At 63.7% G+C, this 23,923-nt stretch carries 24 protein-coding genes; 9 read left to right on the forward strand and 15 right to left on the reverse strand.

Going from position 1 to position 23,923, the window contains the following annotated elements; genetic code table 11:
* Nucleotides 1-43: 43 nt before the first annotated feature.
* Together HCN58_RS01120 and HCN58_RS01125 are read left to right on the forward strand one after the other, a co-directional pair.
* Nucleotides 44-979, forward strand: a complete 936-nt coding sequence (locus HCN58_RS01120) for a glycosyltransferase family 2 protein (RefSeq protein WP_171577534.1) — start codon at nt 44-46, stop codon at nt 977-979.
* A gap of 69 nt (nt 980-1,048) precedes the next feature.
* Entirely contained in the window at nt 1,049-1,561 is a 513-nt protein-coding gene (locus HCN58_RS01125) for a GNAT family N-acetyltransferase (RefSeq protein ID WP_171577535.1), read from the forward strand.
* A 31-nt stretch (nt 1,562-1,592) separates the two neighbouring features.
* Here the strand turns inward: HCN58_RS01125 and HCN58_RS01130 are convergent, their stop codons facing one another.
* The 3 genes from HCN58_RS01130 to HCN58_RS01140 all read right to left on the reverse strand — a co-directional run bounded on the left by HCN58_RS01130 (nt 1,593) and on the right by HCN58_RS01140 (nt 6,438).
* A complete protein-coding gene (locus HCN58_RS01130; RefSeq protein ID WP_171577536.1) occupies nt 1,593-3,389 on the reverse strand; it encodes a cation:proton antiporter domain-containing protein in 1,797 nt (598 codons plus the stop codon).
* Nucleotides 3,390-3,518: 129 nt separating this feature from the next.
* Nucleotides 3,519-5,831, reverse strand: coding sequence for a TonB-dependent receptor (locus HCN58_RS01135; RefSeq protein ID WP_376701131.1), 2,313 nt, complete (start codon nt 5,829-5,831; stop codon nt 3,519-3,521).
* A gap of 187 nt (nt 5,832-6,018) precedes the next feature.
* Entirely contained in the window at nt 6,019-6,438 is a 420-nt protein-coding gene (locus HCN58_RS01140; protein ID WP_171577538.1) for a DUF2946 family protein, read from the reverse strand.
* 268 nt (nt 6,439-6,706) lie between these two features.
* On the opposite strand from HCN58_RS01140, the gene zigA reads away from it, so the two are divergent.
* Nucleotides 6,707-7,915 (forward strand): zinc metallochaperone GTPase ZigA, encoded by a 1,209-nt coding sequence (gene zigA, locus HCN58_RS01145; RefSeq protein WP_171577539.1) that lies wholly within the window; start codon nt 6,707-6,709, stop codon nt 7,913-7,915.
* Between the two features lie 24 nt (nt 7,916-7,939).
* Here zigA and HCN58_RS01150 read toward each other — a convergent pair whose 3' ends face one another.
* Genes HCN58_RS01150 through HCN58_RS01165 form a run of 4 tightly spaced genes read right to left on the reverse strand, consistent with a single transcriptional unit; the run spans nt 7,940 to nt 14,762 of the window.
* The gene (locus HCN58_RS01150; RefSeq protein WP_171577540.1) at nt 7,940-10,003 is read right to left on the reverse strand and encodes a hypothetical protein; all 2,064 of its coding nucleotides are present in this window, start codon (nt 10,001-10,003) and stop codon (nt 7,940-7,942) included.
* A 3-nt stretch (nt 10,004-10,006) separates the two neighbouring features.
* On the reverse strand, nt 10,007-12,817 hold the full coding sequence (locus HCN58_RS01155) for a DUF4159 domain-containing protein (protein ID WP_171577981.1): 2,811 nt from the start codon (nt 12,815-12,817) through the stop codon (nt 10,007-10,009).
* Nucleotides 12,817-13,761 carry a DUF58 domain-containing protein gene (locus tag HCN58_RS01160; RefSeq protein ID WP_171577541.1) on the reverse strand — a complete coding sequence of 315 codons (945 nt, stop codon included), beginning with the start codon at nt 13,759-13,761 and terminating at the stop codon, nt 12,817-12,819. The genes HCN58_RS01155 and HCN58_RS01160 overlap by 1 nt, the downstream gene beginning before the upstream one ends.
* On the reverse strand, nt 13,761-14,762 hold the full coding sequence (locus HCN58_RS01165; RefSeq protein ID WP_171577542.1) for an AAA family ATPase: 1,002 nt from the start codon (nt 14,760-14,762) through the stop codon (nt 13,761-13,763). The genes HCN58_RS01160 and HCN58_RS01165 overlap by 1 nt, the downstream gene beginning before the upstream one ends.
* Nucleotides 14,763-15,021: 259 nt before the next feature.
* On the opposite strand from HCN58_RS01165, the gene HCN58_RS01170 reads away from it, so the two are divergent.
* Genes HCN58_RS01170 through HCN58_RS01190 form a run of 5 tightly spaced genes read left to right on the forward strand, consistent with a single transcriptional unit; the run spans nt 15,022 to nt 18,608 of the window.
* On the forward strand, nt 15,022-15,663 hold the full coding sequence (locus tag HCN58_RS01170) for a DUF1285 domain-containing protein (protein WP_171577543.1): 642 nt from the start codon (nt 15,022-15,024) through the stop codon (nt 15,661-15,663).
* Between the two features lie 8 nt (nt 15,664-15,671).
* Nucleotides 15,672-16,334, forward strand: a complete 663-nt coding sequence (locus tag HCN58_RS01175; RefSeq protein WP_376701132.1) for a CoA pyrophosphatase — start codon at nt 15,672-15,674, stop codon at nt 16,332-16,334.
* Nucleotides 16,331-16,594 carry a DUF6111 family protein gene (locus HCN58_RS01180; RefSeq protein WP_171577545.1) on the forward strand — a complete coding sequence of 88 codons (264 nt, stop codon included), beginning with the start codon at nt 16,331-16,333 and terminating at the stop codon, nt 16,592-16,594. Before HCN58_RS01175 ends, HCN58_RS01180 begins: the two co-directional genes overlap by 4 nt.
* Entirely contained in the window at nt 16,591-17,850 is a 1,260-nt protein-coding gene (locus HCN58_RS01185) for a CCA tRNA nucleotidyltransferase (protein ID WP_171577546.1), read from the forward strand. The genes HCN58_RS01180 and HCN58_RS01185 overlap by 4 nt, the downstream gene beginning before the upstream one ends.
* Complete coding sequence (locus HCN58_RS01190; RefSeq protein ID WP_171577547.1) at nt 17,847-18,608, forward strand: TSUP family transporter; 762 nt, start codon at nt 17,847-17,849, stop codon at nt 18,606-18,608. The genes HCN58_RS01185 and HCN58_RS01190 overlap by 4 nt, the downstream gene beginning before the upstream one ends.
* Before the next feature lie 227 nt (nt 18,609-18,835).
* On the opposite strand, the gene HCN58_RS01195 is transcribed toward HCN58_RS01190, so the two are convergent.
* The 8 genes from HCN58_RS01195 to HCN58_RS01230 all read right to left on the reverse strand — a co-directional run bounded on the left by HCN58_RS01195 (nt 18,836) and on the right by HCN58_RS01230 (nt 22,930).
* The gene (locus HCN58_RS01195) at nt 18,836-19,564 is read right to left on the reverse strand and encodes an HAD family hydrolase (RefSeq protein ID WP_171577548.1); all 729 of its coding nucleotides are present in this window, start codon (nt 19,562-19,564) and stop codon (nt 18,836-18,838) included.
* Between the two features lie 144 nt (nt 19,565-19,708).
* Nucleotides 19,709-19,954, reverse strand: a complete 246-nt coding sequence (locus HCN58_RS01200; RefSeq protein ID WP_171577549.1) for a YodC family protein — start codon at nt 19,952-19,954, stop codon at nt 19,709-19,711.
* Between the two features lie 69 nt (nt 19,955-20,023).
* Nucleotides 20,024-20,911, reverse strand: coding sequence for an oxygen-dependent coproporphyrinogen oxidase (hemF, locus tag HCN58_RS01205; protein ID WP_171577550.1), 888 nt, complete (start codon nt 20,909-20,911; stop codon nt 20,024-20,026).
* Between the two features lie 6 nt (nt 20,912-20,917).
* Entirely contained in the window at nt 20,918-21,283 is a 366-nt protein-coding gene (locus HCN58_RS01210; protein ID WP_171577551.1) for a 6-carboxytetrahydropterin synthase, read from the reverse strand.
* Between the two features lie 15 nt (nt 21,284-21,298).
* On the reverse strand, nt 21,299-21,931 hold the full coding sequence (gene queE / locus HCN58_RS01215) for a 7-carboxy-7-deazaguanine synthase (RefSeq protein ID WP_171577552.1): 633 nt from the start codon (nt 21,929-21,931) through the stop codon (nt 21,299-21,301).
* Nucleotides 21,928-22,413, reverse strand: a complete 486-nt coding sequence (locus tag HCN58_RS01220; protein ID WP_171577553.1) for a tRNA (cytidine(34)-2'-O)-methyltransferase — start codon at nt 22,411-22,413, stop codon at nt 21,928-21,930. The genes queE and HCN58_RS01220 overlap by 4 nt, the downstream gene beginning before the upstream one ends.
* Nucleotides 22,414-22,418: 5 nt before the next feature.
* Complete coding sequence (locus tag HCN58_RS01225; RefSeq protein WP_171577554.1) at nt 22,419-22,703, reverse strand: type II toxin-antitoxin system RelE/ParE family toxin; 285 nt, start codon at nt 22,701-22,703, stop codon at nt 22,419-22,421.
* A complete protein-coding gene (locus HCN58_RS01230; RefSeq protein ID WP_171577555.1) occupies nt 22,700-22,930 on the reverse strand; it encodes a hypothetical protein in 231 nt (76 codons plus the stop codon). Before HCN58_RS01230 ends, HCN58_RS01225 begins: the two co-directional genes overlap by 4 nt.
* A 418-nt stretch (nt 22,931-23,348) precedes the next feature.
* Between HCN58_RS01230 and petA the strand changes: the two genes are divergently transcribed.
* Nucleotides 23,349-23,879 carry a ubiquinol-cytochrome c reductase iron-sulfur subunit gene (petA, locus tag HCN58_RS01235; RefSeq protein ID WP_171577556.1) on the forward strand — a complete coding sequence of 177 codons (531 nt, stop codon included), beginning with the start codon at nt 23,349-23,351 and terminating at the stop codon, nt 23,877-23,879.
* Nucleotides 23,880-23,923: the final 44 nt, after the last annotated feature.

Consider the following 23,923-nt stretch of genomic DNA (forward strand, 5'->3'; position numbering starts at 1 on the left):
CGATAAAGCGCGCTATGAACAGACTTAATTCGGTGAGCCGGCAATGACGACACCAACGCTGCGGATCGCGGTTCTGGTGCCCTGCTTCAATGAGGAAGCCGCAGTCGCCGCCGTGGTCTCCGATTTCCGCAAGGCGCTGCCTGCGGCTCAGATTTTCGTCTACGACAACAATTCCAGGGACCGCACCATCGAGGTCGCGCGCGCGGCCGGCGCCATCGTGCGCAGCGAGCGCCGCCAGGGCAAAGGGCATGTGGTACGGCGCATGTTCGCCGATGTCGACGCTGACGTCTATGTCCTGGTCGATGGCGACGCCACCTATGATGCGCCGAGCGCACCGCGCATGATCGATGCGCTGGTCAACGAGCACCTCGACATGGTGGTGGGCTTTCGCGTCGATCAATCGGTCACGGCCTACCGGCCCGGTCACCGCACCGGCAACTGGATGCTGACGAGCTTCCTCTCCGCGGTATTCGGCCAGGCGTTCAAGGATATCCTTTCCGGCTATCGCGTGTTCTCGCGCCGTTTCGTCAAATCCTTTCCGGTGCTGTCCGATGGTTTCGAGATCGAAACCGAGCTCAGCGTGCATGCGCTCGAACTGGCGCTGCCGGTGAAGGAAGTCGAGACGCCGTATTATGCCCGCCCCGAGGGATCGTTCAGCAAACTCAACACCTGGCGCGACGGTTTCCGGATCCTCGGCACCATCCTGAAGCTGTACCGGTCGGAAAAGCCGCTGCGGTTCTTCACGGTGATCGGCATCTTCCTGATGCTGGTCTCGATCGGCCTCGCGATCCCCGTGATCATCACCTATCTCGAAGAGGGCATCGTTCCACGGTTACCGACGGCGGTGCTGTCGATGGGCCTGATGATCGTGGCGGTGTTGTCGGTAAGCTCGGGGCTGGTGCTGGATACGGTGACGCGCGGCCGCCGAGAAATGAAGCTCCTGGCCTATTTGTCCCAGCCCGGTCTTGTCAGGGATTGAGGCAATACAGGGATTGCCATCTTCCAGCGATGGACCGCGCCGTCGCCAGATGCTATCCCGCGCCCCATCATGAGCGAACTTGACGTCACCATCCTGGCCGAAACACCAAAGGACGCGCAGGCGATCGAACGGCTGCACGAGCGCACGTTCGGTCCCGGCCGTTTCGTGCTGAGCGCCTACCGCCTGCGCGAGCATGTCGATCACCTGCTGGACCTCTCATTCACGGCGCGGATCGGCACATTGCTGGTCGGCTCGGTGCGCCAGTTGCCGATCTGCATCGGCGACACGCCGGCCCTGATGCTCGGGCCGTTGACGGTCGAGCCGCCGTTTCGCAGCCGCGGCGTCGGCCGAATGCTGCTCGATCGTTCGCTGCGGGATGCCAAGGCCAACGGCCATCGGTTGGTCATTCTGGTCGGCGACGAAGCCTATTACAGTCGCGTCGGCTTCAAGGTCATACCGAAGGGCAGGGTGATCATGCCGGGTCCCGTTGATTACAGCCGCCTGCTGGTGGCGGAGCTGGTTGAGGGCGCGTTCGACGGCGTGTCTGGCAATATCCGGCCGGACTGGAGCAAGGCGCGGTAGGACCTTTGGCGCGCGCTGCCGTCGTGATCCGTTACAAAAGCCGACGCCTTTTGGTACCGGTCGTCCGAATCGGCGCGGATCCTGCGCTTCCCGCCGCCTTCTGCAGTTCGTGCCGGAACTCCTCGCGCTTCTCGTGGATGGAGGCGACGACATGTCCCATCGCCACCCCGAGCCCGATCAGGGCAGCTTCCGACAACAGCAAGCTTGCCTCGATGGTCTCCGGCACGGCGTCGGTAACGCCAATCCGGTAGAGATGCCGCGCATGGTCGGCGTCGCGGGCGCGCGAAACCACCAGCATATCTTTCCTCAGCGCGCGGACCTGCGCGACAATTTCGTCGATGCCTTCAGGTTGGTTGATAGTGACAATGACCGCGGCGGCTTCCATGAGGCCGCAGCTCTTCAAGAACTCCGGGTTTGTCGCGTCGCCGTAAAAGACGGTGCGCCCCTGCCTTCGCTGCTCGGGGACAGCAGCAGCATCATTGTCGACCGCGATATATTTGAACTGGTGACGCTCGAGCATCGTGCAGACGACCTGTCCAACCCGGCCGTGCCCGACGACAATGGCATGACCACTGCCTCCGCTTGGCGCAACGGCGAGTTCGGGGTCGAGCGGCTTGTCTTCGCGCATCATCGGCGCCAGCCGTCGCGCGACATGAGACAGCGCAGGGGTGAGCATCATGGTCAGCGATGTCAGCGCGACCGTGAAGCTCGATACGTTGGCATCGATCAGACCGAGCGTCGTCGCCATTCCGATCCCCAAGAAAGCGAATTCGCCGCCGGGTCCCAACAGCAGCCCGACTTCGATAGAGGCCGGCCATGAGAGCCGAAACATCCGTGCCAGGAAGATAAGGATGATGGATTTTGCAGCGATCAGCCCGGCCGCACCCGCTATCAGCCAGACCGGGTCGCGCGCGAGTTCGCGGAAATCGATGTTCATACCGACGGTGAAGAAGAACAGGCCAAGCAGGAGGCCCTTGAACGGATCGATGGCGGTCTCGATCGCCTTGCGGAATTCCGTCTCGGCAAGCAGCAGTCCGGCGACAAAGGCGCCGAGCGCCATGGAGAAGCCGGCCACGGCAGCAGCAACTCCCGTTCCGACGATCACGAACAGCGTCGTGGCGACGAACAGGTCGCTCATGCCCACTGACGCCACCAGACGGAACAGGGGTCGCATGACGACGCGGCCGACGACGACGATCACTGCGAGCGCGATGGCTGCGTTGGTGAGCGCGAGAACTAGCGTCGCAACGACCGAACCGGATTCGCTCGCGCCAAGAATGGAGATAAAAAGCAGGAGAGGGGCGACCGCCAGGTCTTGCGCCAGCAGCGTCGCGAAGCTTGCCCGCCCCGCACTTGTGCTGAGTCGTCGTTGCCTGGAAAGGATCTCGACGACAATGGCTGTCGAGGATAAGGCAAGGCAGGCGCCGAGGATGAGGGCTACCGGAGCTTTGTTGCCTACAACGGCCGCGACCACGCCGATCGCTGCCGTGGAGAGTACGATCTGCAGGCTGCCCAGGCCAAATATCAGGCGGCGCATCGCCTTCAATCGATCGTAAGGTAGCTCCATGCCGATCAGGAACAGCAGGAACACGATGCCGAGATTTGCAATGCCGGAAACGTTTTTGGGATCGACTACGGTGAACCAGTAGAGAAGCGGAAAACTCTCGATGAACGATCCCAGTCCGAGAGGACCCAGGATGGCGCCGGCGCCGAGATAGCCGAGAACCGGATTGAGGCCGAACCGCCGCACCAAGGGAATGACGACGCCCGCGGTGCCGAGCAGAACGAGCGCATCGCTGTAGACGTGAACATTGATGGACAATGTCATCTATTCGTTGTGCATCCGCTTCCGGTGGGCGGGGGACACTGACGCAGGATTGCGACTGGTATCCCCCGTCATTCCCACCTGGACGTTAGCTGGTAGCACCAGCTAACGCCACCCGTCTGCGCATGCGGCTTAAAACTTCAGATTGGCAAACGCCCGCACGCCGAGGCCCGGCATCAGAACTTCGTCCTTGGTGTAGGAGACGTGATTGCGAATATTTTCGTTCAGGAGGTTGTTGCCGACCAGCCCGACCGTCATTTCCCGCGCGCCGAACCAGGACGGATCGAGCTTGGTCCGGTAGCTGACCTCCGCCTTCAGCAGGTTGTAGCCTGCGGTCGGCGTCTCGCCGATCGGGGCGATGTCGTTCTGCGCGAAGGCGTGCAGTAGGTTGATCCGCGTCAGCCAGTTGGCATCGCGCCAGAACAGCCCACCGCCGACACGCACCGGCGGAATCCGTGGAACATTGGTGCCGTCACTGAAGGTCGCGCGCACGACATCGAACTGGTTCTCGATGCCCCAGATGCCGCCATGGAGCGGCCCGACGTCCAATTGGCTCTGGAACTCGCCGCCGCGGAAGGTGGCGTCGCGTTGCGAATAGATCGCCTGGTTCAGCTCGAGTGGAAAGGCCGGATCGGCTGGGCCGACGCAGGCGACTTCCTCGCAGGTGTTGCCGGTGAGGCGGCGGTAAATGAAGCCATTGAATTTGGTGTAGTAGGCCGTCGCTTCGAATCTGAAGGGTCCGGTTGCCCGCCGCAATCCGATCTCGATCGTCTTGGCGGTTTCGAGACCCAGATTGGGATTGCCGATGTCGAAAGTCGCGGTTGCGTCATGTGCGCCACGCGAAAACAATTCGGCCGGCTTCGGCGCGCGCTCGACATATTGGGCGGTGATGCTGGCTACCAGTTCGCCTGGAAGATTCTGGATCAGGCCGATGCTCGCGCTCTTCGGCGTGAAGTTCAGGTTGCGCGCTACCGGCGGCCCGATGTCGCCCGGATTAGCGTTGAGGTCGAACACGTCAGGAATGAACGAAGGCGTCGTTCCGCTGAGGCTGACATGCTCGATGCGCCCAGCGATCTGCGCTTTTGTGGTCTCGGTGAACTTGAGTTCGTTGAAGACGTAGCCGGCAACCTTGGTGTTCTTGTTGGGGTCCCACAATCCGTTGAGCGGACTACCCGGATCATCCGGGCTCGGCGCCGTCAGTTGTTGGTGGCTCGCCTGCAGACCGAACGCCGTCGTGACTGCGGCAAAACGCGCATTGAATGGCGCCATCTGCACCTCGACGCGGCCTTCCTGCTCCTTGTTGGTGAAGGTCTGCCGCACGCCGAGACTGGAAGGGTCGGCCGGATCGGCAAGACCGATTTCGTTGTGCTTGTAATCGGTGGCGCCTGCCCAGAACCTGATGGCGTCGATCGCCGCCGCATCCGGCCGGTATTCGCCCTTGGCCGTGAACTTGGTCTGGCGCGCGTCGATGCGGGTCTGGTGATCCGAGCCGTCGATACCCGGAATCCGGTAGAGCGAATCGTTCTGCGTGACCGCAGCGCCGATGAAGCCGCCGTCGAAGATATAGGAGCCGCCGATCGAGGCGCCGTCGGATTGAGCGGATGAATTCGGTTGGCGGCCGTTCACCGGTCTCGTCTGGTCGAACAGGTAGGGATAGCCGGGGATGCTGTAATCGCCAGCCTTGCGGCCATAGGCATCGGCATGCAGCGCAAAATTGCCGCCGCCGGCATCGAGCAGGATGCCGCCCTCGACGCCGCGATCGACCGAACTGACGGCGGTCCGCGTCTCTACGGTGACGCAGGATGCGGATTGCGCATTCGCTAGCGGCGCTTTGACCGGCAGGCCGTAGCTCTGGAACGGCGCTGCCGGGCAGGAGGGCAGGGCTTCCGGAATTCGGTTATTGGTCGCGCTGACGACACCGCCGATCGAGGTCGAGCCGTAGCGCAATGCCGCGGGACCGCGCACGACTTCGACCTGATTTGTTGACAAGGGATCGATGGGGACAAAATGATCCTCGCCGAGATCGGAGGCGCCGCCGCCGCCGGTGCCGTTTTCGACGATGCCCACGCGGTTGACATCGAGTCCCCGGATGATCGGCCGGCTCGATGCGCCTGGCGCGAAGCTGGAGCCGGTGATGCCGGGCTTGGAAAACAGAAGATCGCCGAGCGTCGCGCCGCCGGAACGGCGGATTTCCTCGTTGGGCACGACGGTAACGGTTGCGAACTGGTCGGTCACGACGGGCAGCACGCCCTGCTGGGGCGCGGCGGCAACAGGTGCTGGTTGCGGCTCTGCCGCGCGCTCGCGGTTCTGGCCGGGCGCTGCGCGGGCGACGCGCGCCGGCGTTCGTGTGGGCACGGGTTTGCGCCGCACGATCGGGCTCGGCGCCGTCACGGTAATTTCGGGCAGTTGCGTCGAGGAAGGCGGCGCGGCCGCATCCTGAGCCATCGCACCATTGCCCATCGTGCAGAGCAATAGCCAACTTGCTCCACCGAAATGGAACGCTCGTTTCTTCTTTAATACCATTTGTTCCGATCCTGATCCCGTCGATGTGCGACGGACCGATTCCGATTTTCCCTCAGAAAACCGCGCCTGACGCGGCAATCTCTTGGGGAGTGAATTAATTCAATCGGCGTCAGGAGGCGGGTGGTGCGCGAGACTGAAATGCGAGATGGATCGAGCCGAGATGCACGAACTCGGCGCCGGTGGTCAGGTACAGAAGTTCGACAGCCCCCGGCAACTCCAGCACAGGCGGCGTGACGAACAGGAAATTCTTGGCCAGGGAGAGGACGGCGCAGACCGCGCAGACATTGGCCGTGTGCTGGTCGTCGTCGTGGCCCGCAGGCTGCTGCGGCTGAGCGGCTTCGGAGTGCGCATCTTGTGCCGCAAGAGGCGCGGCGGTCCCAAGCTTGGCGTCGGTCAGCCCGCTTTGAACGGCCGGTGTTGCCTGCATGGCCGCCGCGTGAAAATGCCCGCACGACAGCGCAAACTGGATCGCGAGCGCAAACAGCGCCAGCCGCGAGCCGTGCTTGAGGTGCTTTCGAAACCAGTTCACGACGATTGACGCCTTGTCCCCGGGGCCGGCTCAGGCATCTCGCCGTCCCAATGTTACATTATAACGTCGCGAAGCCAGCCGAGTGTCAATCGACATCCCGGCTGGCGTCGTGCAGGAGCCCTGACAATTTCGCCAGGTGTGAGATTCACGCAACATCAGCGCTTTCGCCCCGCGCACCTGCAACATGATCCGTCACCAACAGGGCCCCCTTGCATGCGTCTTCCTCCCCGGTTCGGGCCCCGTGAGCTAAAAAGGCTTTTCGATCTCCATGCGAAAACTCCCCGTCACCGTCTTGTCCGGCTTCCTCGGGGCTGGAAAGACAACTTTGATGAATCACGTGCTCAACAATCGCCAGGGCCTGAAGGTTGCGGTGATTGTGAACGACATGGGCGAAGTCAACATCGACGCAGACCTGGTCCGCGATGGCGGTGCGAACCTCTCACGGACTGACGAAAAGCTGGTCGAGATGACCAACGGCTGCATCTGCTGCACGCTGCGCGACGATTTGTTGAAGGAGGTGCGGGCGCTCGCCGAAAGTGAGCGGTTCGATTACCTACTGATCGAATCCACCGGCATCTCGGAGCCGCTGCCGGTCGCGGCGACCTTCGATTTCCGGTCCGAAGACGGAGAAAGTCTGTCGGACGTGGCAAGCCTCGATACGATGGTCACGGTCGTCGATGCCGTCAACCTGCTGAGGAACTATTCCTCTACCGTTTTTCTGGCGGATCGCGGCGAGTCGCTCGGGGAAGGCGACAGGCGGACCCTGGTGGATCTGCTCGTCGAGCAGATCGAATTTGCCGATGTGATCGTGCTCAACAAGATCGATGCGGCGTCGCCGGGAGAACGCGATTCTGCCCGAATGATTCTCCGCTCCCTCAATCCCGAGGCCGATATCATCGAGACCAATTTTTCCCATGCGCCGCTGCAGCGCATTCTCAATACCGGCCGCTTCGACTTCGCACGCGCGCAGCAACATCCGATGTGGTTCAAGGAACTCTATGGTTTCGCAGACCATAAGCCCGAGACCGAAGAATACGGCGTCAAGAACTTCGTCTATCGCGCGCGACGGCCGTTCGAGCCTGCGAAATTTCACCAATTCCTGAGAGAAAGCTGGCCGGGCGTCATTCGCGCCAAGGGACATTTCTGGATAGCAACGCGCCCGCAATGGCTCGGCGAGTTGAGCCAGGCCGGTGCCATCGTCCGAACCGAAGGGCTGGGCTTCTGGTGGGCGAATGTGCCGGCAGATCGCTGGCCGGACGATCCGTTCTGGCGACAATCGCTCAAGAAGAACTGGAGCGAGGCCTACGGTGATCGCCGGCAGGAGATCGTGTTCATCGGCACGAATATGGATCAGGACGCGATCACGGCGCGTCTCGATGCGTGCCTTGTTTCGGGAAAGCCGGGAATGCACATTGCGGAATGGTCCGGGCTTGCCGATCCATTTCCGAAATGGCGACGCGCGGACGAGGCTGCGTAGGACCCATCGACCAGACAGGCGCCGTCAGCGTCCTTCGCGCACCCAGGTCGCAGCGAACGCGCCGAGTAGCAGCAACAACCCGACCAGTCCCGCAAACATCGGCAGCACGCCGACGCCTTTGACCACGCTGGCGTCGCGCATTTTGACGCCCATCCAGCCGTCGCCGTGGAAGATGCCGGAGGCGCGCACCGGCACGACGCGGGGCAGGTCGACGCTTCCGCTATCGGCGACGCGGCGGGCGTCGCCGCCGGTGGCCTGCGCCAAGGGCTTCAGCATTTCGGTCGTCGAGGTGACTTCCGAAAATTCCTTCGGGTTGGTCGGCCCGACATTGATCAGGGCTTTCAGCGCGCCGTCGGTTGCCTGCCACAGCCCGAGCTCGTTGGCGGGAATGGTCGAGCGCCAGGTACCGGGCTCGCTTGCCGTCAGCGTCAGCTCCTTGGTGGCGCCGCTCGGCGAGGTCACCGTTACCGGCGGCACGTTGTCGGCCATGGTCTGGCGCAGCACCACAAGGTCCTTGCCCTGGATTTGAAGACGCAGCGCTTCCTCGTCGAGATCAGGCTGCTTCATCAGCCAGTGCGACATCCGCCGCAATAGGTCCAGATGCGGGCCGCCGCCCTCATAGCCGCGCGCCCACAGCCAGATGTGGTCCGACAACAGAAGCGCGACGCGGCCTTCGCCGAAGCGCGACAGCAGCAGCAGCGGCTTGCCGTCAACGCCGGTCATCACGGGGGAGCCGATCGCGTTGCGCGTATCGACGGTACGGAAGAAGCGGCTCCAGCGCGGTGGCTCGCTGGCGGAGCCTTCGAGGCCGCGCGTCACCGGATGACGCTTACCGGCGTCGCTCAGATGCGCGTAGAACGGCTTTTCGGTGACGCCGACCGGCTCGGCCGGCAGCACCGTATCCAGCGGCGTGCGCCAGATGCTGGTGGTGGAGGCGTAATCGGGACCGGCCGATACCAGCACCGCACCGCCGGCGCGGACATAGCGCGCGATATTATCGAAATAGGCGATCGGCAGCACGCCCTGACGGGCGTAGCGGTCAAAGATGATCAACTGGAATTCGTTGATCCTCTGCTGGAACAATTCGCGCGTCGGAAACGCAATCAGCGACAATTCGTTGATCGGCGTGCCGTCCTGCTTCTCCGGCGGGCGCAGAATGGTGAAGTGCACAAGATCGATACTGGCGTCCGACTTCAGCAAATTGCGCCAGGTGCGTTCGCCGGAATGCGGCTCGCCGGAAACCAGCAGCACGCGCAGCTTGTCACGCACGCCCTCGATCGCGACCACCGCGCGATTATTCACCAGCGTCAGCTCGTTCTCGATCGGCGAAGCCTCGATCTCGACGATGTTGGGGCCGGCATGCTTGATGTCGACCTCGACATTGGAGGTCTGGCCGCTCGAGAGATTGCGCTCGCTGATCACCTCGCCGTCGCGGCGAATGACGACCTTTGCGCGCTGGCCGGTGACGCCCTGGTCGTCGAGTCGGTAAGTGATGGTCTGCGGCTGTCCGACGATGCCGAAACGCGGCGCGGCCGAAATCGCGATACGGCGGTCGCGCTCGTCCTTAGCCCCGGTGATGAGCGCATGCACCGGCGCCTGGAAGCCGACGGCGGCGGCGTTAGCTGGAATGTCGTGCACCCGGCCATCGGTGATCAGGAACGCGCCGGCGACGCGGTCGACCGGAACGTCCGACAGCGCCGAGGCCAGCGCGCCGAACAGTTTCGTGCCATCGGTTTCGCCGTCGGCCTGTCCGGCCTCGACGACGCGGACTTCAAGCCCCTTGATCTTCTTCAGCGTGTCGACCAGCGCTTCCTGCGCCTTGGCCGTCTCCTGGTTGCGCGTGCCGAAATTCTGGCTGGGGCTCTTGTCGACGACGACGGCAGCGACCGAGGACAGCGGCTCGCGGTCCTCGCGGGTGAAGGAGGGATTGGCGAGCGCCAGCAGGATCAGCGCCAGCGCCGCGACGCGCACCGCGGCCCCGCGCGCGCGGCCGAGCAGCAGCAGCGCCGATATCGCGACGATCGCAGCCAGCGCGATCCAGAGCACGAGCGTCGGAACGAGGGGCGTGAACGCGATACCGTACTGCATGCTCTATTGCCCCAATCGCTCGAGCAGGGCGGGCACGTGGACCTGGTCGGCCTTGTAGTTGCCGGTCAGGGTGTACATCACGATGTTGACGCCGGATCGGAACGCGAATTCGCGCTGGCGCGGCTCGCCCGGTGTCAGCGGCAGCATCGGCTGTCCATCCGGACGGTGCGCCCAGGCGCCGGCGAGATCGTTCGAGGTGATGATGATGGGCGAGACGCCGTCGCCGCCGCGCGCCGGACGCGAGGCTGCGTCGTCGTCATCCTCGCGCGGCAAAGTCTCGACCCAAGTCTGGCCGGTGTTGAAGCGACCGGGGAAATCGCGCAGCAGGTAAAACGTCTTGGTCAACACGTGCTCGCGCGGCACCGGCTCGAGCTCGGGCACGTCGAGCGAGGAGAGAATTTCACGCAAGGTTTGCATGCCCGGCGTCTGCGACGCGCCGTTCTCGCCCGGCGGCGCCTCGACGGCGTCGCGGGTGTCGAACAGCACCGTGCCGCCCTGTTTCATATAGGCGTCGATGCGGTTGATGGCGTCCTGCGGCGGCTTCGGCGCGCCCGGCACCACCGGCCAGTAGATCAGCGGGAAAAACGCCAGTTCGTCCTTTGCGGGATCGATGCCGACGGGATCGCCGGCCTCGAGCGCCGTGCGCTGCGCCAGGAATAGCGTCAGTCCGGCCATGCCAGCCTTGACGATGGAATCGACATCGGCATTTCCGGTGACGACATAGGCAAGGCGCGTCTGCGACACCGACTTGATGGCGAACTCATCATTGCTCTGGGCGCGCGTTGGCGAAGGCGCGATCGAAGTCACGGACAGGATCAGGGCCAGCAGAACAGTGGCAGCCGCGGCGCGCCGCCGCCACAGAGCGGCAAGGCCCGCGCCCAGCATCGCGACCACGACCGCGTCGATCAGGAATAGCACCAGCGACGACGACAGCAGGATGCCGCGCAAGTCACGCGGTTCGGCATTGGTGTAGCTGGCGCGCTGCGCGCGCAAGGAGGATGTATCGAGCGGCGCGATGCGATCGGCCGCGGCCAGCGTGTTAACCGCGATCGGGCCATCGGCCGGGCCGTAGAAACCCGGTGGATGTTCTGAAGTAGCGCGGTCGCGATAATCCGCTGGCATCGGTTTGGCCGTGGATGGCGGTGGGCCGAATGCGCCGAAACCGTCGAGTGTGCGCAGCGGCGCCACGGTCTCGACACTGGTCGCCTCGCTCGCAACGCCAGCCCCGGGCTTCGAGGTGTAGCCGGACATGTCAACCAGCCGGCGCAGCATTTCGACGAAGCTGCCGGACATCGGCAGGTCCGACCAGCGCGAGTCGGCGCCGACATGGAACAGGCTGAGGACGCCCCTGCCGCGATGCTCGCCGGTCACCAGTGGCGTGCCATCTTCCAGCGACGCCCAGGTCTTGGTGGCGAGCACCGCATCCGGCTCCGCCAGCACCTGCCGGTTCACGGTGACATCCTTGGGCACTGCAAGACCCGCGAACGGAGCGTCGGCGGCGAAGGACGCCAGATGCTGCGGCTTTTCCCAGGTCAGGCTGCCGCCGAGAATGCGGCCGCCGCGACGCAGTTTCACCGGTACCAAATCGTCATCGGCCTGCGCCAGGCGCGGACCTGCGAAACGTACCAGCACGCCGCCCTGGTCGATCCATGCGTTCAGCCGCTCGCGGATTTCCGGCGACAGGGTGCCGACATCGGCGAGCACGATCATCGGCAGCCGTTGATCGAGGAATTGCGCGATCACCTGTTGCGGCGCGCCGCGGTCGCCGAGCCGCACGTCGGCGAATGGCGACAAGGCGCGGGTAAGATAGAAGGTCGATGCCAACAGCGGCTGGGCGGTATCGCTGGTGGCGCCGGTGACGACGCCGACGGCGCGCCGCCGCCATCGTTTGTCGAGCAATTGCACCGCGCCGGCCGATCGTTCACCCGAAATTTCCAGCCTCGAAATGTCGTTGCGCAGTTCGACCGGCAGATCGAACGCCGCTTCGCTTTCGCGATCCTGCATGCCAAAAGCGTAGCGCGCTTCGCCGATCGGGGAGCCCTTGGCGTCGATCGCACGAACCACGCCGGCGGCGACGCCGCTGGTGGTGCGCAGCACTTTGACCGTCATCTTCGCCGCGGCGTTTTCGGCGGCGACCAGGGCCTGCGCAGGCGCCGCGCCGCCCTCGAACACCGTCAGTTTGCGCTCGCCAATGGTTTTGGCGAGATTTTCGACGAATTCGGCGCCGCGCCCGGTATCGACGCCGTCGGACAGCCACGCGATCTCGGCATCTCCGGTGGCCTTCAGGAAGCGGTCGAGCGCGCCAAGCGTGTCGACGCGGTCGATCGAATGGGGCTTTGGCGCGATCTGGCGCAGTGCGACGCGCGCAGTGCCGGCCGGCATCAGCGTAATATCGCGCGCAGGCTCGGAGAGCGGAACCAGCGCCACGCCACGGCGGTCGTTCTCGGCGTTGGCGATCAGTTCGTCAGCGGCCTTGATCCGCGTGTCCCAGCTTGCTGCCGCGCTCCAGCCGTCGTCGAGCAGAATCACCAAGGGCGCATTGCTGCCGCCAACCCCGGTCTGCGGATTCCAGATCGGGCCTGCGGCCGCAAGAATGACCAGGGCGGCGGCGGCGAGGCGCAGCGCCGTCAGCCACCACGGCGTCCGCGATGGGGTTTCTTCCCTCGGCCTGATGTCGAACAGCAGCCGTGTCGGCGGAAATTCGATCCGCCTCGGCCGCGGCGGCATCACGCGCAACAGCCACCACAGCACCGGCAGGCTCAACAGGCCCAACAGAAGCAGTGGTTGCGCAAAGCTTAGGGGGATGCCCGCTATCATGCGCTACGCCCCGCCTTTACAGTTGAGCCGCGCCCGCTTCCCTTGGCGGCCATCATGCCCGAATGCAGGAACAGCAGCAGTTCGGCGGCGGACCGGCTGGTGGTGTGGGTCGAGAACAACCAGTCGAGCCGGTTGGTCTCGCTGCGGATCTCGTCGCGATGCAGTGCGACCCGCGCGACATAGTCGCTGACCCAGCTCTCGGCGCGGCCGGCGGTGATGACGCCAAAACCTTCCGGCTCGACGAATTCGACCCGGCCGGCATAGGGAAAGGTTTCTTCGGCAGGATCGACGACCTGGATCAGCGTGCCATGGGCACCGGATGCTGAAAGCCCTGCAAGCATCGTCCTGATTTCGCTCATCGGCGACCAGAAGTCGGACAGCACGACAATTTCCGCCAGCGCCGACGGCACGAAAGAGGGCGGCAGGCTGGCGCGCACCGCATCGTCGTGCAGCATCGCCTGCGCCATCTTGTCAATCACGTTGCGGCTGGCGGTCGGGGTCATCAGGCCGGGAATGCCGACGCGTTCTCCGCCCGCAACCAAGAGCTCGGCGAGCGCAAATGTAACGATCAGGCCACGCTCCAGCTTGGAGTCGCGGGCACCCTTGGATGCAAACGCCATCGACGGCGAGCGGTCGGGCCACAGCCAGATCGTATGCGCAGCCTCCCATTCCTGCTCGCGGACGTAGAGATGATCGTCGCGCGCCGAGCGCCGCCAGTCGACGTTCTGCGACGGCTCGCCGGAGACGAAGCGGCGGTATTGCCAAAAGCTCTCGCCGGCGCCGGCGCGGCGCCTGCCGTGCAGGCCATGGATCACGTTGGCAGCGATGCGGCGGGCGTCGAGCACGAGACGAGGAAGCGATGCGGCGAGCATTCGGCTTTCGCCATCGGCACGTCGGATCGCAACAATCTCCCTGCTCTCGTGGCTGGTCTCTGCGGCCATCAACCAATCCGCGTCTTCAATTGTCTGATTACGTCGGGAATGGTGCGGCCCTCCGCGCGCGCCGAGAAGGTCAGCGCCATGCGGTGCTTGAGGACGGGTTCGGCGAGATCGAGCACGTCGTCGATCGAGGGCGCAAGGCGGCCGTCGAGCAAGGCGCGCGCACGGACCGCCAGCATCAGCGATTGGCTGGCGCGCGGACCAGGGCCCCAGGCGATCAGCTTGTCGCCGCCGTCTTCCGTGTTGGGACGTGCGGCGCGCACCAGCGACAGGATCGCCTCAACGACGCTGTCGCCGACCGGCAGGCGCCGCACCAGCCGCTGGGCCGCGATCAGGGTTTCCGCGTCCATCGAAGCCTTGGCGAGTGTCTCTTCCGCGCCCGTCGTTTCGAACAGGATTCGGCGTTCGGCGTCACGGTCGGGATAGTCGACGTCGATCTCCATCAGGAAGCGGTCGAGCTGCGCCTCGGGCAATGGGTAGGTGCCTTCCTGCTCCAGCGGGTTTTGCGTGGCGAGCACGTGGAACGGTTTTGGGAGATCATGCCGCGCGCCTGCAACAGTGATGTGCTGTTCCTGCATGGCTTGCAGCAGCGCCGATTGCGTGCGCGGGCTGGCGCGGTTGATCTCGTCTGCCATCAGGAGCTGTGCAAAGACCGGTCCGGAGATGAAACGGAACGACCGCTTGCCGGAATTGCTCTCGTCCAGCACCTCGGCGCCCAGAATATCCGACGGCATCAGGTCGGGCGTAAACTGGATGCGCTTGGCGTCCAGCCCGAGCGTGATGCCCAAGGTTTCGACAAGCTTGGTCTTGGCGAGGCCGGGAACACCGATCAACAGCGCGTGGCCGCCGGACAGGATCGTGACCAAGGTGTTTTCGATCACCCGCTCCTGGCCGAAGATGACGGTGGAGATCGCTTCCTTCGCGGCGCGGATCTGGCCGGCGACCTGCTCCGCCGACCGGACGATCGCGTCCTCGAGTTTCTCGACACCGTCTGCACCCGCCATGACTTTCTCCTTCAACCACCTAATCGCTTCATGACACCGCTGGTTGCGTCGTCATGCCACGAACTCATGCTAAACCTGTGCAAAGGCCATGCATTCGTTGAATTAAACTATCCCCACATTATCGGTATTTCGGGGTATGAACGGCATCACGATGTGGCGACTTGATCGGCAATAGTACGGACACAAATCGCCGGGAACACATATCTCGGTATATGTGCACCAATCGTGCCAATCGGGGCGCCGAGACTCAGGGCAAACAATGGCGAAGCAAGGGCAAACCAGCGGCCAGCGGCACGGGGGCAAGGATTCTGACAGCAAGGATCTCGAAGGGCTGACGGTCGCCGCCAGGGAAGCGGTCAATCGCACCCCGGCCGGAAAGGGACTGCCTCCAGTCCATCTGTGGAATCCGCCGTTCTGCGGCGATCTCGACATACGAATCGCCAGCGATGGTACGTGGTTCTACATGGGGACGCCAATCGGGCGGCCGGCGTTGGTGCGGCTGTTTTCGACCATCCTCAAGCGCGAGGAGGGCAAGCACTTTCTCGTGACTCCCGTCGAGAAGGTCGGTATCCGCGTCGACGATGCGCCGTTCCTGGCGGTGGAGATGCAAAACGAGGCCGGCGATCGCGGCCGGCTGTTGCGCTTCCGCACCAACGTTGACGACTGGGTGCTATGCGATTCCGCCCATCGCCTGCGCTTCGAGATGGCCGACGACGGCGGGCTGACGCCCTATCTGCACGTCCGCGCCGATCTGTGGGCGAAAGTGACGCGTGCGCTCTATTACGATCTGGTTGACATGGGAGAAGAGCGGGTGGTCGATGGTCAGCCGATGTTCGGCATCGAGTCCGGCGGCGAGTTCTTTGCCATGGCGGACGCGAAGCAGGTGAGGGACGCGGTTTGAACGAGCCGATGCTGAAGAAGATGGAGGCGGCTCCGATCAACTCGACGGAGTTCTTCGCGCGGACCAAGACCCGGTTAAACTTCGACGTGCCGCCCGGCCTGGTCGATCCCAACATCATTCCGAAGACGGGCGATGCGGGCAACGACCGCATGCTCGAGATCGTGGCGCGCGAGCAGCCGGTCCGTCCGGCGGCGGTCTTGATCCCGGTAGTCAATCACCGCGAGCCAACGGTGTTGCTGACGCAGCGCTCGCCGCATCTTTCCAGCCACGCTGGCCAGATTTCCTTTCCGGGCGGCAAGATCGATGCAACCGACGCTTCCCCGCTCGACGCCGCCTTGCGCGAGGCGGAAGAGGAAATAGGCCTCAAGCGCGAGTTCATTGAGCCGATCGGCTATCTCGACCTCTATGGAACCGCCTTCGGATTTCGCATCCTGCCGACGGTGGCGCGTGTGAAGCCCGGCTTTGACCTGACGATCAACGAAGGCGAGGTGGTCGATGCCTTCGAGGTGCCGCTGGCGTTTCTGATGAATCCCGAGAACCATCAGATCCATGCCAAGGAATTCCGCGGCATCGAGCGCTCCTTTTACGCCATGCCGTTCGCCGAGCGCTACATCTGGGGCGCGACCGCAGGAATCTTGCGCGTGCTGTATGAGCGGATTTATCTCGCATGATCCGTCCGATTCTGACCGAAATCGGAATTTTCCTGATCCCGTTCGCGGTCTATGCGCTGTTCCTGGTTGCCACCCGTTCCGGCGTCTTCGCGTCCTCCTCCTGGCCGGTGCATCTTGTCGCCAAACTGGTGCTGGGATCGCTGCTCTTGGTCGTGATCAGCTTCGTCCTGCTCGCGCAATTCTCCGGCGCGCCGCCGAATTCGACCTACATTCCCGCGCATATCGAAAACGGCAAGCTGGTTCCCGGAGTTGAGAAATGAGCGAGGCACGCGTGCTGTCGGACGCGCCCTGGCTCAGATCAGGTCCAGCCGCGCGCGTGCTTGCGTTGCTCAATGGCGATGGCGAGGAAGCCCGCGTGATCGGCGGCGCCGTGCGCAATGCGCTTCTGAAAATTCCCCTCGGCGACATCGATATCGCGACGACCGCGTTGCCCGACGAGGTCGTCCGCCGCGCCAAGGCGGCCGGCATCAAATGCGTCCCGACCGGGATTGACCACGGCACGGTCACGCTGGTCGTCGAATCCCATCCATTCGAGGTCACGACCTTGCGCGAGGATACCGAGACCTTTGGCCGCAAGGCCAGGGTTGCGTTCGGGCGCGACTGGGTTCGCGACGCGGAACGGCGCGACTTCACGATCAACGGGCTTTCGGTCGATGCCGAGGGCGTCGTGCATGACCATGTCGGCGGGCTTGCCGATATCGAAGCCAAGCGCGTGCGCTTCATCGGCGATGCCGGCCAGCGTATTGCCGAGGATTATTTGCGCATCCTGCGCTTCTTCCGCATGCATGCCGCCTACGGGGCGGGCGAGCCCGACCGTGCCGGATATCTCGCGTGCATCGACGGGCGTGCGGGGCTTTCCAACCTTTCCGCCGAACGCGTGCGCATGGAGATATTGAAGCTGTTGGTCGCTGAAGGAGCCGCGGTTGCGTTGCAGGCGATGGCGGATGCCGGCCTGCTGCTGCTGATCTTCGGCGGCGTCACCTACACGGCGACGTTCGCGGCGATGATCGCGGCCGAACGGGCGCTGGGGCTGTCGCCGAGCGCCGTGCGTCGGCTCGCTGCGCTCACGGTCGCCGTTACCGAGGACGCCAGGCGCGTCTCGGCACGGCTTCGTCTTTCCAATGCGGAAGCCAAAGCGCTGGATTCGATGGGCCATCGCTGGTGGCGGCTTGCGAGCAAAGACGACGCGCGAGCGCGGCAGCTTCTCTATCGGCTCGGCGAGGATCCCTATCGCGACCGGCTTATGCTGGCATGGGCGCGGGCAGGCGGCGTCGGTTATGGTGCCGCGCGATGGCATGAGCTCGCAACGTTGCCGCAGCGCTGGAGCGCGCCGAAATTTCCACTGAAGGCGGCCGACTTTATCTCCCGCGGCATTGCCGAGGGTCCCGGCCTTGGTCACGTGCTGACGCTTGCGGAAGACGCCTGGTTGGCCGCGGATTTTCCGCTTGAACCATCGGCGCTTGCCGCAATTGCCGACCAGGCCGCCGCCCGTTTCACCCGAGATCACCGGTTGTGAATATTCTGGGCGGCTTCGCCGACATTTCGCTCGGTCAACTCGTGCTGGTTGGCGGCATAGCGCTATTGGCCTCCGTTGTCGGCGGGCTTGCCGGCTATGGCACCGGCGCCTTGATGCCGCTGGTGCTGGTGCCGCTGGTTGGCGCCGAGCCGGTGGTGCCGATCATCGCGATCTCAGCGATCTTCACCAATATCAGCCGCTTCGTGGCGTATTTCCGCTACGCCGACCGGCGGCGCGCGTTGATCGTGGTCGGCGGCGCCATGCTGAGTACGGCGCTCGGCGCCTATGGGTACACGCGGCTGACCAGCGGCGGCGCGGCATTCGTGATCGGCAGCATGCTGATCCTGAGCGTGCCGCTACGCCGGCTGGCCAAGCACCGTGACATCAGGATCGGCGATACCGGCCTCGGTGTCAGCGCAGCAGGTTATGGCGTGGTGGTCGGCGGCACATCCGGTTCGGGGGTGATCCTGCTGTCGTTATTGATGGCGTCCGGTCTTGAGGGGGCTGCCGTGATCGCTACCGACGCGGTGATCTCGGTCGTGACTGGTCTGATCAAGATTTCGGTGTTCGGCCTTGCAGGCGTCGTTACCGCGCAAGTATTGGCTTTCGCCCTCCTGATCGGCGCCATCGCGATTCCCGGCGCGTTCCTCGCCAAGGCCTTCGTCGAGCGCATGCCGGTGCATGTCCACACCGCGATCCTGGACGCCGCCGTGATTGTCGGCGGCGTCGTTATGATAGCCGCGGCGCTGCGGCACTGAAGGGGTCAACGCATGAGCGATGCCGTGCGGATCGGGAAGCAGTTGATGTTCGGTAAGTTGCGGACCAGCGCAACGCTGCACAGGAAGCCGACCGGACGGTACTTCACCCGAATTCGTTCCATCTGATGCAGCGCCAGGCTGCTGAACGCGCTGACCCGGCTGGCCAGATCGTCCAGTTGAGCATGTGATGGCGGCGGCGAGCCGACAACGGAATTTCAGACGCTCTGCTAGCCCCTGTAGGGCAGAAGTTCCGTCAGCGAGCGGATGATGCGGTCGGGCTTCACGGTTGAATCCGGCGGCAGGCCATCGCCATGCACGTCGATCCAGATAGCATAGATGCCGAGCCGCTGCGGCGCCACGACTTCCCATTCGAGGTTGTCGCCGATCATCCAGGTCTCGGGCGCGGTGACGCCGAGCGCCTGCATCGCGTGCAGATAGGCGCGCTCGTCCGGCTTGCCGAACCCATGCTCGCCCTCGATCTGGATGTGATCGAAGCGGTGCGACAGCGCAAAGCGTTCGACCTTGGCGCGCTGCGCGCCCGCGGCGCCGTTCGTCACCAGCGCCAGCTTGACGCCGCGGGCCTTCAGTTCGTCGATGGCATCATGCGCGCCGGGGAAGACGAACATTTCTTCTTCGCGGTAGGCGGTGAAGCGATCGGCGAGCCGTATCGCGAGGTCTTCAGGCAGCACGTGGCCGCCCTCGGCGAGCGCAGTAAATCCGTTCCTGACGGTGACGCGCCGCGCCTCATCCAGTTTCAGCCGCCATTCGGCTTCGGCAACGGCCCAGAATTTGCGCGCTGAATCCAGAACGGCGGCGGCGACCTGCTGCGAGGTCAGCGGCCCGAATTCGGCGGCAAATTCGGACGTTACATTGTGCCAGGCGATCTCGGGACGTCCATAGGCCGACAGGATGGTGTCGTCCATGTCGATCAGCATCGCGCGGGGCAGGTGGGTCATTGTTTGGCGGTCATCTCACTTCGAGCGGCATCGGCCGCGGCAAGCAGCGGCGGACTTGCCGCGAATATCAGATCACCCGCACCGGGTCCAATTCCCCGAAACGACGCCGCCGGACCATTAAATCCCGGCGGCGTCAAAAGTCCCTTACGCAACCTTGTTGGCTCGGTCGTCCTCTTCTTCGTCTTCCTCTTCGTCTTCGTCGTCTTCTTCCTCGTCGTCGGACGTCTCGGCTTCGGCGAGCTCTAGGACGGCAAGCGGCAGCGTCTCGCGGAACAGATCCCCTTCATTGCCCATCCATACGCACGCAACGTTGCCGTCTTTGACCTCCACCACAGTGAGAGGATGGCCGCCGGACTTCAGAATGACGACGTCGCCTGGTTTCAAATCCATGATCTACTCCTTGGATTGCATGACACGAATCGCACCCTAGCGATCAGTCATGACAACGCGATCATGCGATCATGGCCACTTTACCTCTGGCGGCATCGACGAGAGAATGGAATCCACATTGCCGCCGGTCTTTAGCCCGAAAATCGTGCCGCGGTCGTAGAGCAGGTTGAACTCGACGTAGCGCCCGCGCCGGATCAACTGTTCCTCGCGCTCGGCAGCATTCCAGGGAAGGGCGAAATTGCGGCGGACCAGTTCGGGATAGATTTTCAGGAAGGCGCGGCCGACCTCCTGGGTGAAGGCAAGGTCGGCGTCCCAATCGCCGGAATCGTGCCAGTCGTAGAAGATGCCACCGATACCGCGCGCTTCCTTGCGATGCGGCAAATAAAAATATTCGTCGCACCATTTTTTATATTTGTCGTAGTCGGCGACGCTGTTCGATCCGCCGCAGGCCTCTTTCATCGCCTTATGGAAGGCCAGCGTATCGGGGTCTTTCTGCGTGCGCCGGCGGTCGAGCACCGGCGTCAGATCCGCCCCGCCGCCGAACCACGCCTTGGTGGTGACCACGAAGCGGGTGTTCATGTGCACCGCCGGCACATGCGGGTTGCGCATGTGCGCGATCAGCGAAATGCCCGACGCCCAGAACCTGGGATCGTCGGCTGCGCCCGGAATTTGTGCGCGGAACTCGGGTGCGAACTCGCCATGCACGGTCGAGCAGTGCACGCCGACTTTTTCGAACAGCCGCCCGCGCATCATTGACATCAGGCCGCCGCCGCCGGGCTTGCCAGTGTGGTCGGTGCGATCCCAGGGCGTGCGCACGAAGCGCCCAGCCTCGCCGGGATAGAGGGCAGGCGGCGCGTCGACTTCGAGCCGCTCGAAAGCCGCGCAGATGTCGTTGCGCAATGCTTCGAACCAACTCCGCGCCTTCGTTTTGCGGTCCTCGATGAGGGACATATCCATTGGCGTTCAGCCCTGCGGTCCGAAATAAGTGCAGCTCTCGTTACAACTGTCGCGGTGAACGCTGACGCGTGTGACCTTGCCGGCGTGCTGGACCCGCTCGAAGATGTAGCGTGAAATATTTTCCAGCGTCGGCGTCCCCACCGCCTCGACCTTGTTGAGGAGCTTGTGGTCGAGTGCTTTCCGGACCTCTTCCATGCTGCGCTCCAGCAGGCCGAGATCGAGCACCATGCCGGTTTCCGGGTCGGGCGTTCCACGCACGCTCACTTCGGCGCGAAAAGAGTGGCCGTGAATTTCCTCGCTGGCCGCGCCGAAGGTCGTGCCCTTGAGGGAATGCGCAGCTTCAAAGCGAAACGATTTCGTCAGTTCCCACATCTGAAAATCTAAATCCTATCTGATGCCGAGTGTCTTGTGCGTCTGCAGGCTGAGGCGCCATTGCGGATGGCGCAGGCAGTAGTCGATCGCACGCGCGGTGTTTTCGAGCACGTCGGGTCCATCCATCGGCTGCAGCGAAAAGCGCTCGAAATCGAGCCTCGCAAAATCATCCGGCGCCGCGCCTGCCTGAGGATAGACCAGTTTCAATTCGTGGCCGCGGCGCACCACGAGATCGGCGCCGACCTTCGGGCTGACGCAGACCCAGTCCATTCCCTCGGGCGGTTCGATCGTGCCGTTGGTCTCGATGCCGATCGCAAAGCCGCGCGCATGCAGCGCATCGATGAAGGGCGGATCGACCTGCAGCAGGGGCTCGCCGCCGGTCAGGACCACGTAGCGGTTGGTATTCTCGCCGGTCCATTGCCCGGCGATGACATCGGCGAGTTCATCCGCTGTGGCATAGCGGCCGCCGAGCGTGCCGTCGGTGCCGACAAAGTCGGTATCGCAGAACTGGCAGGTGGCGCTCACGCGGTCTTGTTCGCGACCGCTCCAGAGGTTGCAGCCGGAAAAACGGCAAAACACTGCCGCGCGGCCGGCATGCGCGCCTTCGCCCTGCAACGTCAGAAATATTTCCTTGACCGCGTAGCTCACACCTTCTCCTCGGACCCGATCTCGCCAGCAATCGGATGACCTGTCTGACGCATCGCCTCGCCTAATGCCATGGCGGCCGCCATCGCCACATTGAGCGAACGCAAGCCCGGCCTGATCGGGATCACCAGCCGGGCATCGGCCGCAGCGACGACCTCGTCGGTAACTCCTGCGGATTCCCGCCCGAACAGCAGGACGTCGTCACTTCGATAGCGGAAATCCAGATAGGAACCGGCTGCTTTGGTCGTAAACAGCACCAAGCGGGAACCAGCCTCGTTACGCCATTGCTCGAATTTTGACCATGAGTCGTGGCGGATAAGGGCGACGTGATCGAGGTAGTCCATTCCCGCCCGGCGGAAATGCCGGTCGGACGTCGGGAATCCCGCCGGCTCAATGATATGGGCGGTCGCGCCCAGGCAGGCACACAGGCGCAGAATCGTCCCGGTGTTCTGGGGGATATCGGGTTGGAAAAGCGCGATGTGCATTCGAATCAAATTTGCTCATCCACAGGACGGCGCGCGGAATGCCGGATGTGAACGATCCAGACATTGGCGTCCTCGACGAAATAACCGGTACGGATATCGCGCGACCAGGCGGCTCCGCAATTCCGGCGCTCTTGCATTGCGAATTCCCAGATAAGGCCGCGCGGCGATAAAGCGCATGTGTCAAATATCGCTAGACCCACCCGGTCAGCGGCGGCCGGATTCTCATTCGCGATATATTCCATGATTTCCCGGAGGTCGTCCCGCGCGCGGGGCGTAAACCGGAGCGTCATGAACCGTGTTGCTTGAAAAGAGCGGCGATCTCGCCTGCCGATACGGCCTCACCACGCTTGGCTTGGGCGACGCCCTCTTGAATCGCCGCCCACTCGTCGTCATCGGGACGATAAAGCTCGCCCTCGCGGGCTTCCAGAGCAAGCAACATCTGGGCGGCATCTTCCTGCCGTTCCCGCGGCCAGGTCAGCACACGCTCGATAACCTCTTTCACCTGATCCTCTGTCATAGCCAAATCTTATCATGCAGTCTGTCGGCGGTACATATTCCTGGGCCGAGCCGAGGAAGGAAACCGGCCGCTGGCTGCCGGATTCGCAAGAAAATTCTGGATCTCCGGGTATCTCGAAGTCGGCCATATCATCCGTACGGCGCGAGGCCGCCCGGCGGGTTTCATGAAATGACTGAATAATCACGCTCCGGCGCGGATTTAGTGCATTGCACGCTTGCGAGCCGATAGCGGGCTTGCGCTCTCACGGCAAGGGTGCCAATAGAACGATTCTGGACTGCTTGTTCCGCCGGAATGGGGGAGGAAAAGCGGTTTTTTCTGCCGCCGCGGGGGCCGCGGGCGCCGGCAGCCTCTTCCGGACCGCGCCTTCCGCGCCTCCGGGGCGGTTCCGCTGGCTGCAGATAAGAAAGGGCTTGGAATCGTGACGACAGCGTCTTCGGCGGACCATCCGACACGCCGTGATTTCCTTTTTGTTGCAACGGGAGCCGTCGCCGCCGTAGGCGCCGCTGCCACGGTGTGGCCGCTGGTTTCCCAGATGAATCCGGATGCCTCGACGATCGCGGCCGGCGCGCCGATTGAGGTCGACCTGACCCCGATCGCCGAAGGACAGGACATCAAGGTGTTCTGGCGCGGCAAGCCGATCTACATCAGCCACCGGACCAAGAAGCAGATCGAAGAGGCCCGCAAGGTGCCGGTATCGAGCCTGCCCGATCCGCAGAGTGACGAGCAGCGGGTCAAGTCGGGCCATGATCAGTGGCTGGTGGTGGTCGGCATCTGCACGCATCTCGGCTGTATCCCGATCGCCCATGAGGGCGCTTACGACGGCTTCTTCTGCCCTTGCCACGGTTCGGTGTACGACACCTCGGGCCGCATCCGTCAGGGACCCGCGCCGGCCAACCTGGCGGTGCCGCCTTATTCATTCGTTTCCGACACCAAAATCCAGATCGGCTAAGGGCTCGGACGCCAGTCCGAGACCCCTTATGTCGTCGCGTCGTC

Source organism: Bradyrhizobium australiense (assembly GCF_013114825.1).
In the GTDB taxonomy this organism is placed as follows: domain Bacteria; phylum Pseudomonadota; class Alphaproteobacteria; order Rhizobiales; family Xanthobacteraceae; genus Bradyrhizobium; species Bradyrhizobium australiense.

Coding starts and splice junctions, on each gene's coding strand:
- HCN58_RS01225 (WP_171577554.1), bottom strand. CDS start 22,703: ATGACGCTCCGGTTTACGCCCCGCGCGCGGGACGACCTCCGGGAAATC.
- hemF (WP_171577550.1), bottom strand. CDS start 20,911: ATGGATATGTCCCTCATCGAGGACCGCAAAACGAAGGCGCGGAGTTGG.
- HCN58_RS01195 (WP_171577548.1), bottom strand. CDS start 19,564: ATGACCCACCTGCCCCGCGCGATGCTGATCGACATGGACGACACCATC.
- HCN58_RS01150 (WP_171577540.1), bottom strand. CDS start 10,003: ATGCAGTACGGTATCGCGTTCACGCCCCTCGTTCCGACGCTCGTGCTC.
- HCN58_RS01175 (WP_376701132.1), top strand. CDS start 15,672: ATGCTGAAGAAGATGGAGGCGGCTCCGATCAACTCGACGGAGTTCTTC.
- HCN58_RS01230 (WP_171577555.1), bottom strand. CDS start 22,930: ATGACAGAGGATCAGGTGAAAGAGGTTATCGAGCGTGTGCTGACCTGG.
- HCN58_RS01130 (WP_171577536.1), bottom strand. CDS start 3,389: ATGACATTGTCCATCAATGTTCACGTCTACAGCGATGCGCTCGTTCTG.
- HCN58_RS01120 (WP_171577534.1), top strand. CDS start 44: ATGACGACACCAACGCTGCGGATCGCGGTTCTGGTGCCCTGCTTCAAT.
- HCN58_RS01185 (WP_171577546.1), top strand. CDS start 16,591: ATGAGCGAGGCACGCGTGCTGTCGGACGCGCCCTGGCTCAGATCAGGT.
- HCN58_RS01180 (WP_171577545.1), top strand. CDS start 16,331: ATGATCCGTCCGATTCTGACCGAAATCGGAATTTTCCTGATCCCGTTC.
- HCN58_RS01125 (WP_171577535.1), top strand. CDS start 1,049: ATGAGCGAACTTGACGTCACCATCCTGGCCGAAACACCAAAGGACGCG.
- HCN58_RS01200 (WP_171577549.1), bottom strand. CDS start 19,954: ATGGATTTGAAACCAGGCGACGTCGTCATTCTGAAGTCCGGCGGCCAT.
- HCN58_RS01135 (WP_376701131.1), bottom strand. CDS start 5,831: ATGGCTCAGGATGCGGCCGCGCCGCCTTCCTCGACGCAACTGCCCGAA.
- HCN58_RS01160 (WP_171577541.1), bottom strand. CDS start 13,761: ATGGCCGCAGAGACCAGCCACGAGAGCAGGGAGATTGTTGCGATCCGA.
- HCN58_RS01170 (WP_171577543.1), top strand. CDS start 15,022: ATGGCGAAGCAAGGGCAAACCAGCGGCCAGCGGCACGGGGGCAAGGAT.
- HCN58_RS01210 (WP_171577551.1), bottom strand. CDS start 21,283: ATGTGGGAACTGACGAAATCGTTTCGCTTTGAAGCTGCGCATTCCCTC.
- HCN58_RS01220 (WP_171577553.1), bottom strand. CDS start 22,413: ATGCACATCGCGCTTTTCCAACCCGATATCCCCCAGAACACCGGGACG.
- HCN58_RS01165 (WP_171577542.1), bottom strand. CDS start 14,762: ATGGCGGGTGCAGACGGTGTCGAGAAACTCGAGGACGCGATCGTCCGG.
- zigA (WP_171577539.1), top strand. CDS start 6,707: ATGCGAAAACTCCCCGTCACCGTCTTGTCCGGCTTCCTCGGGGCTGGA.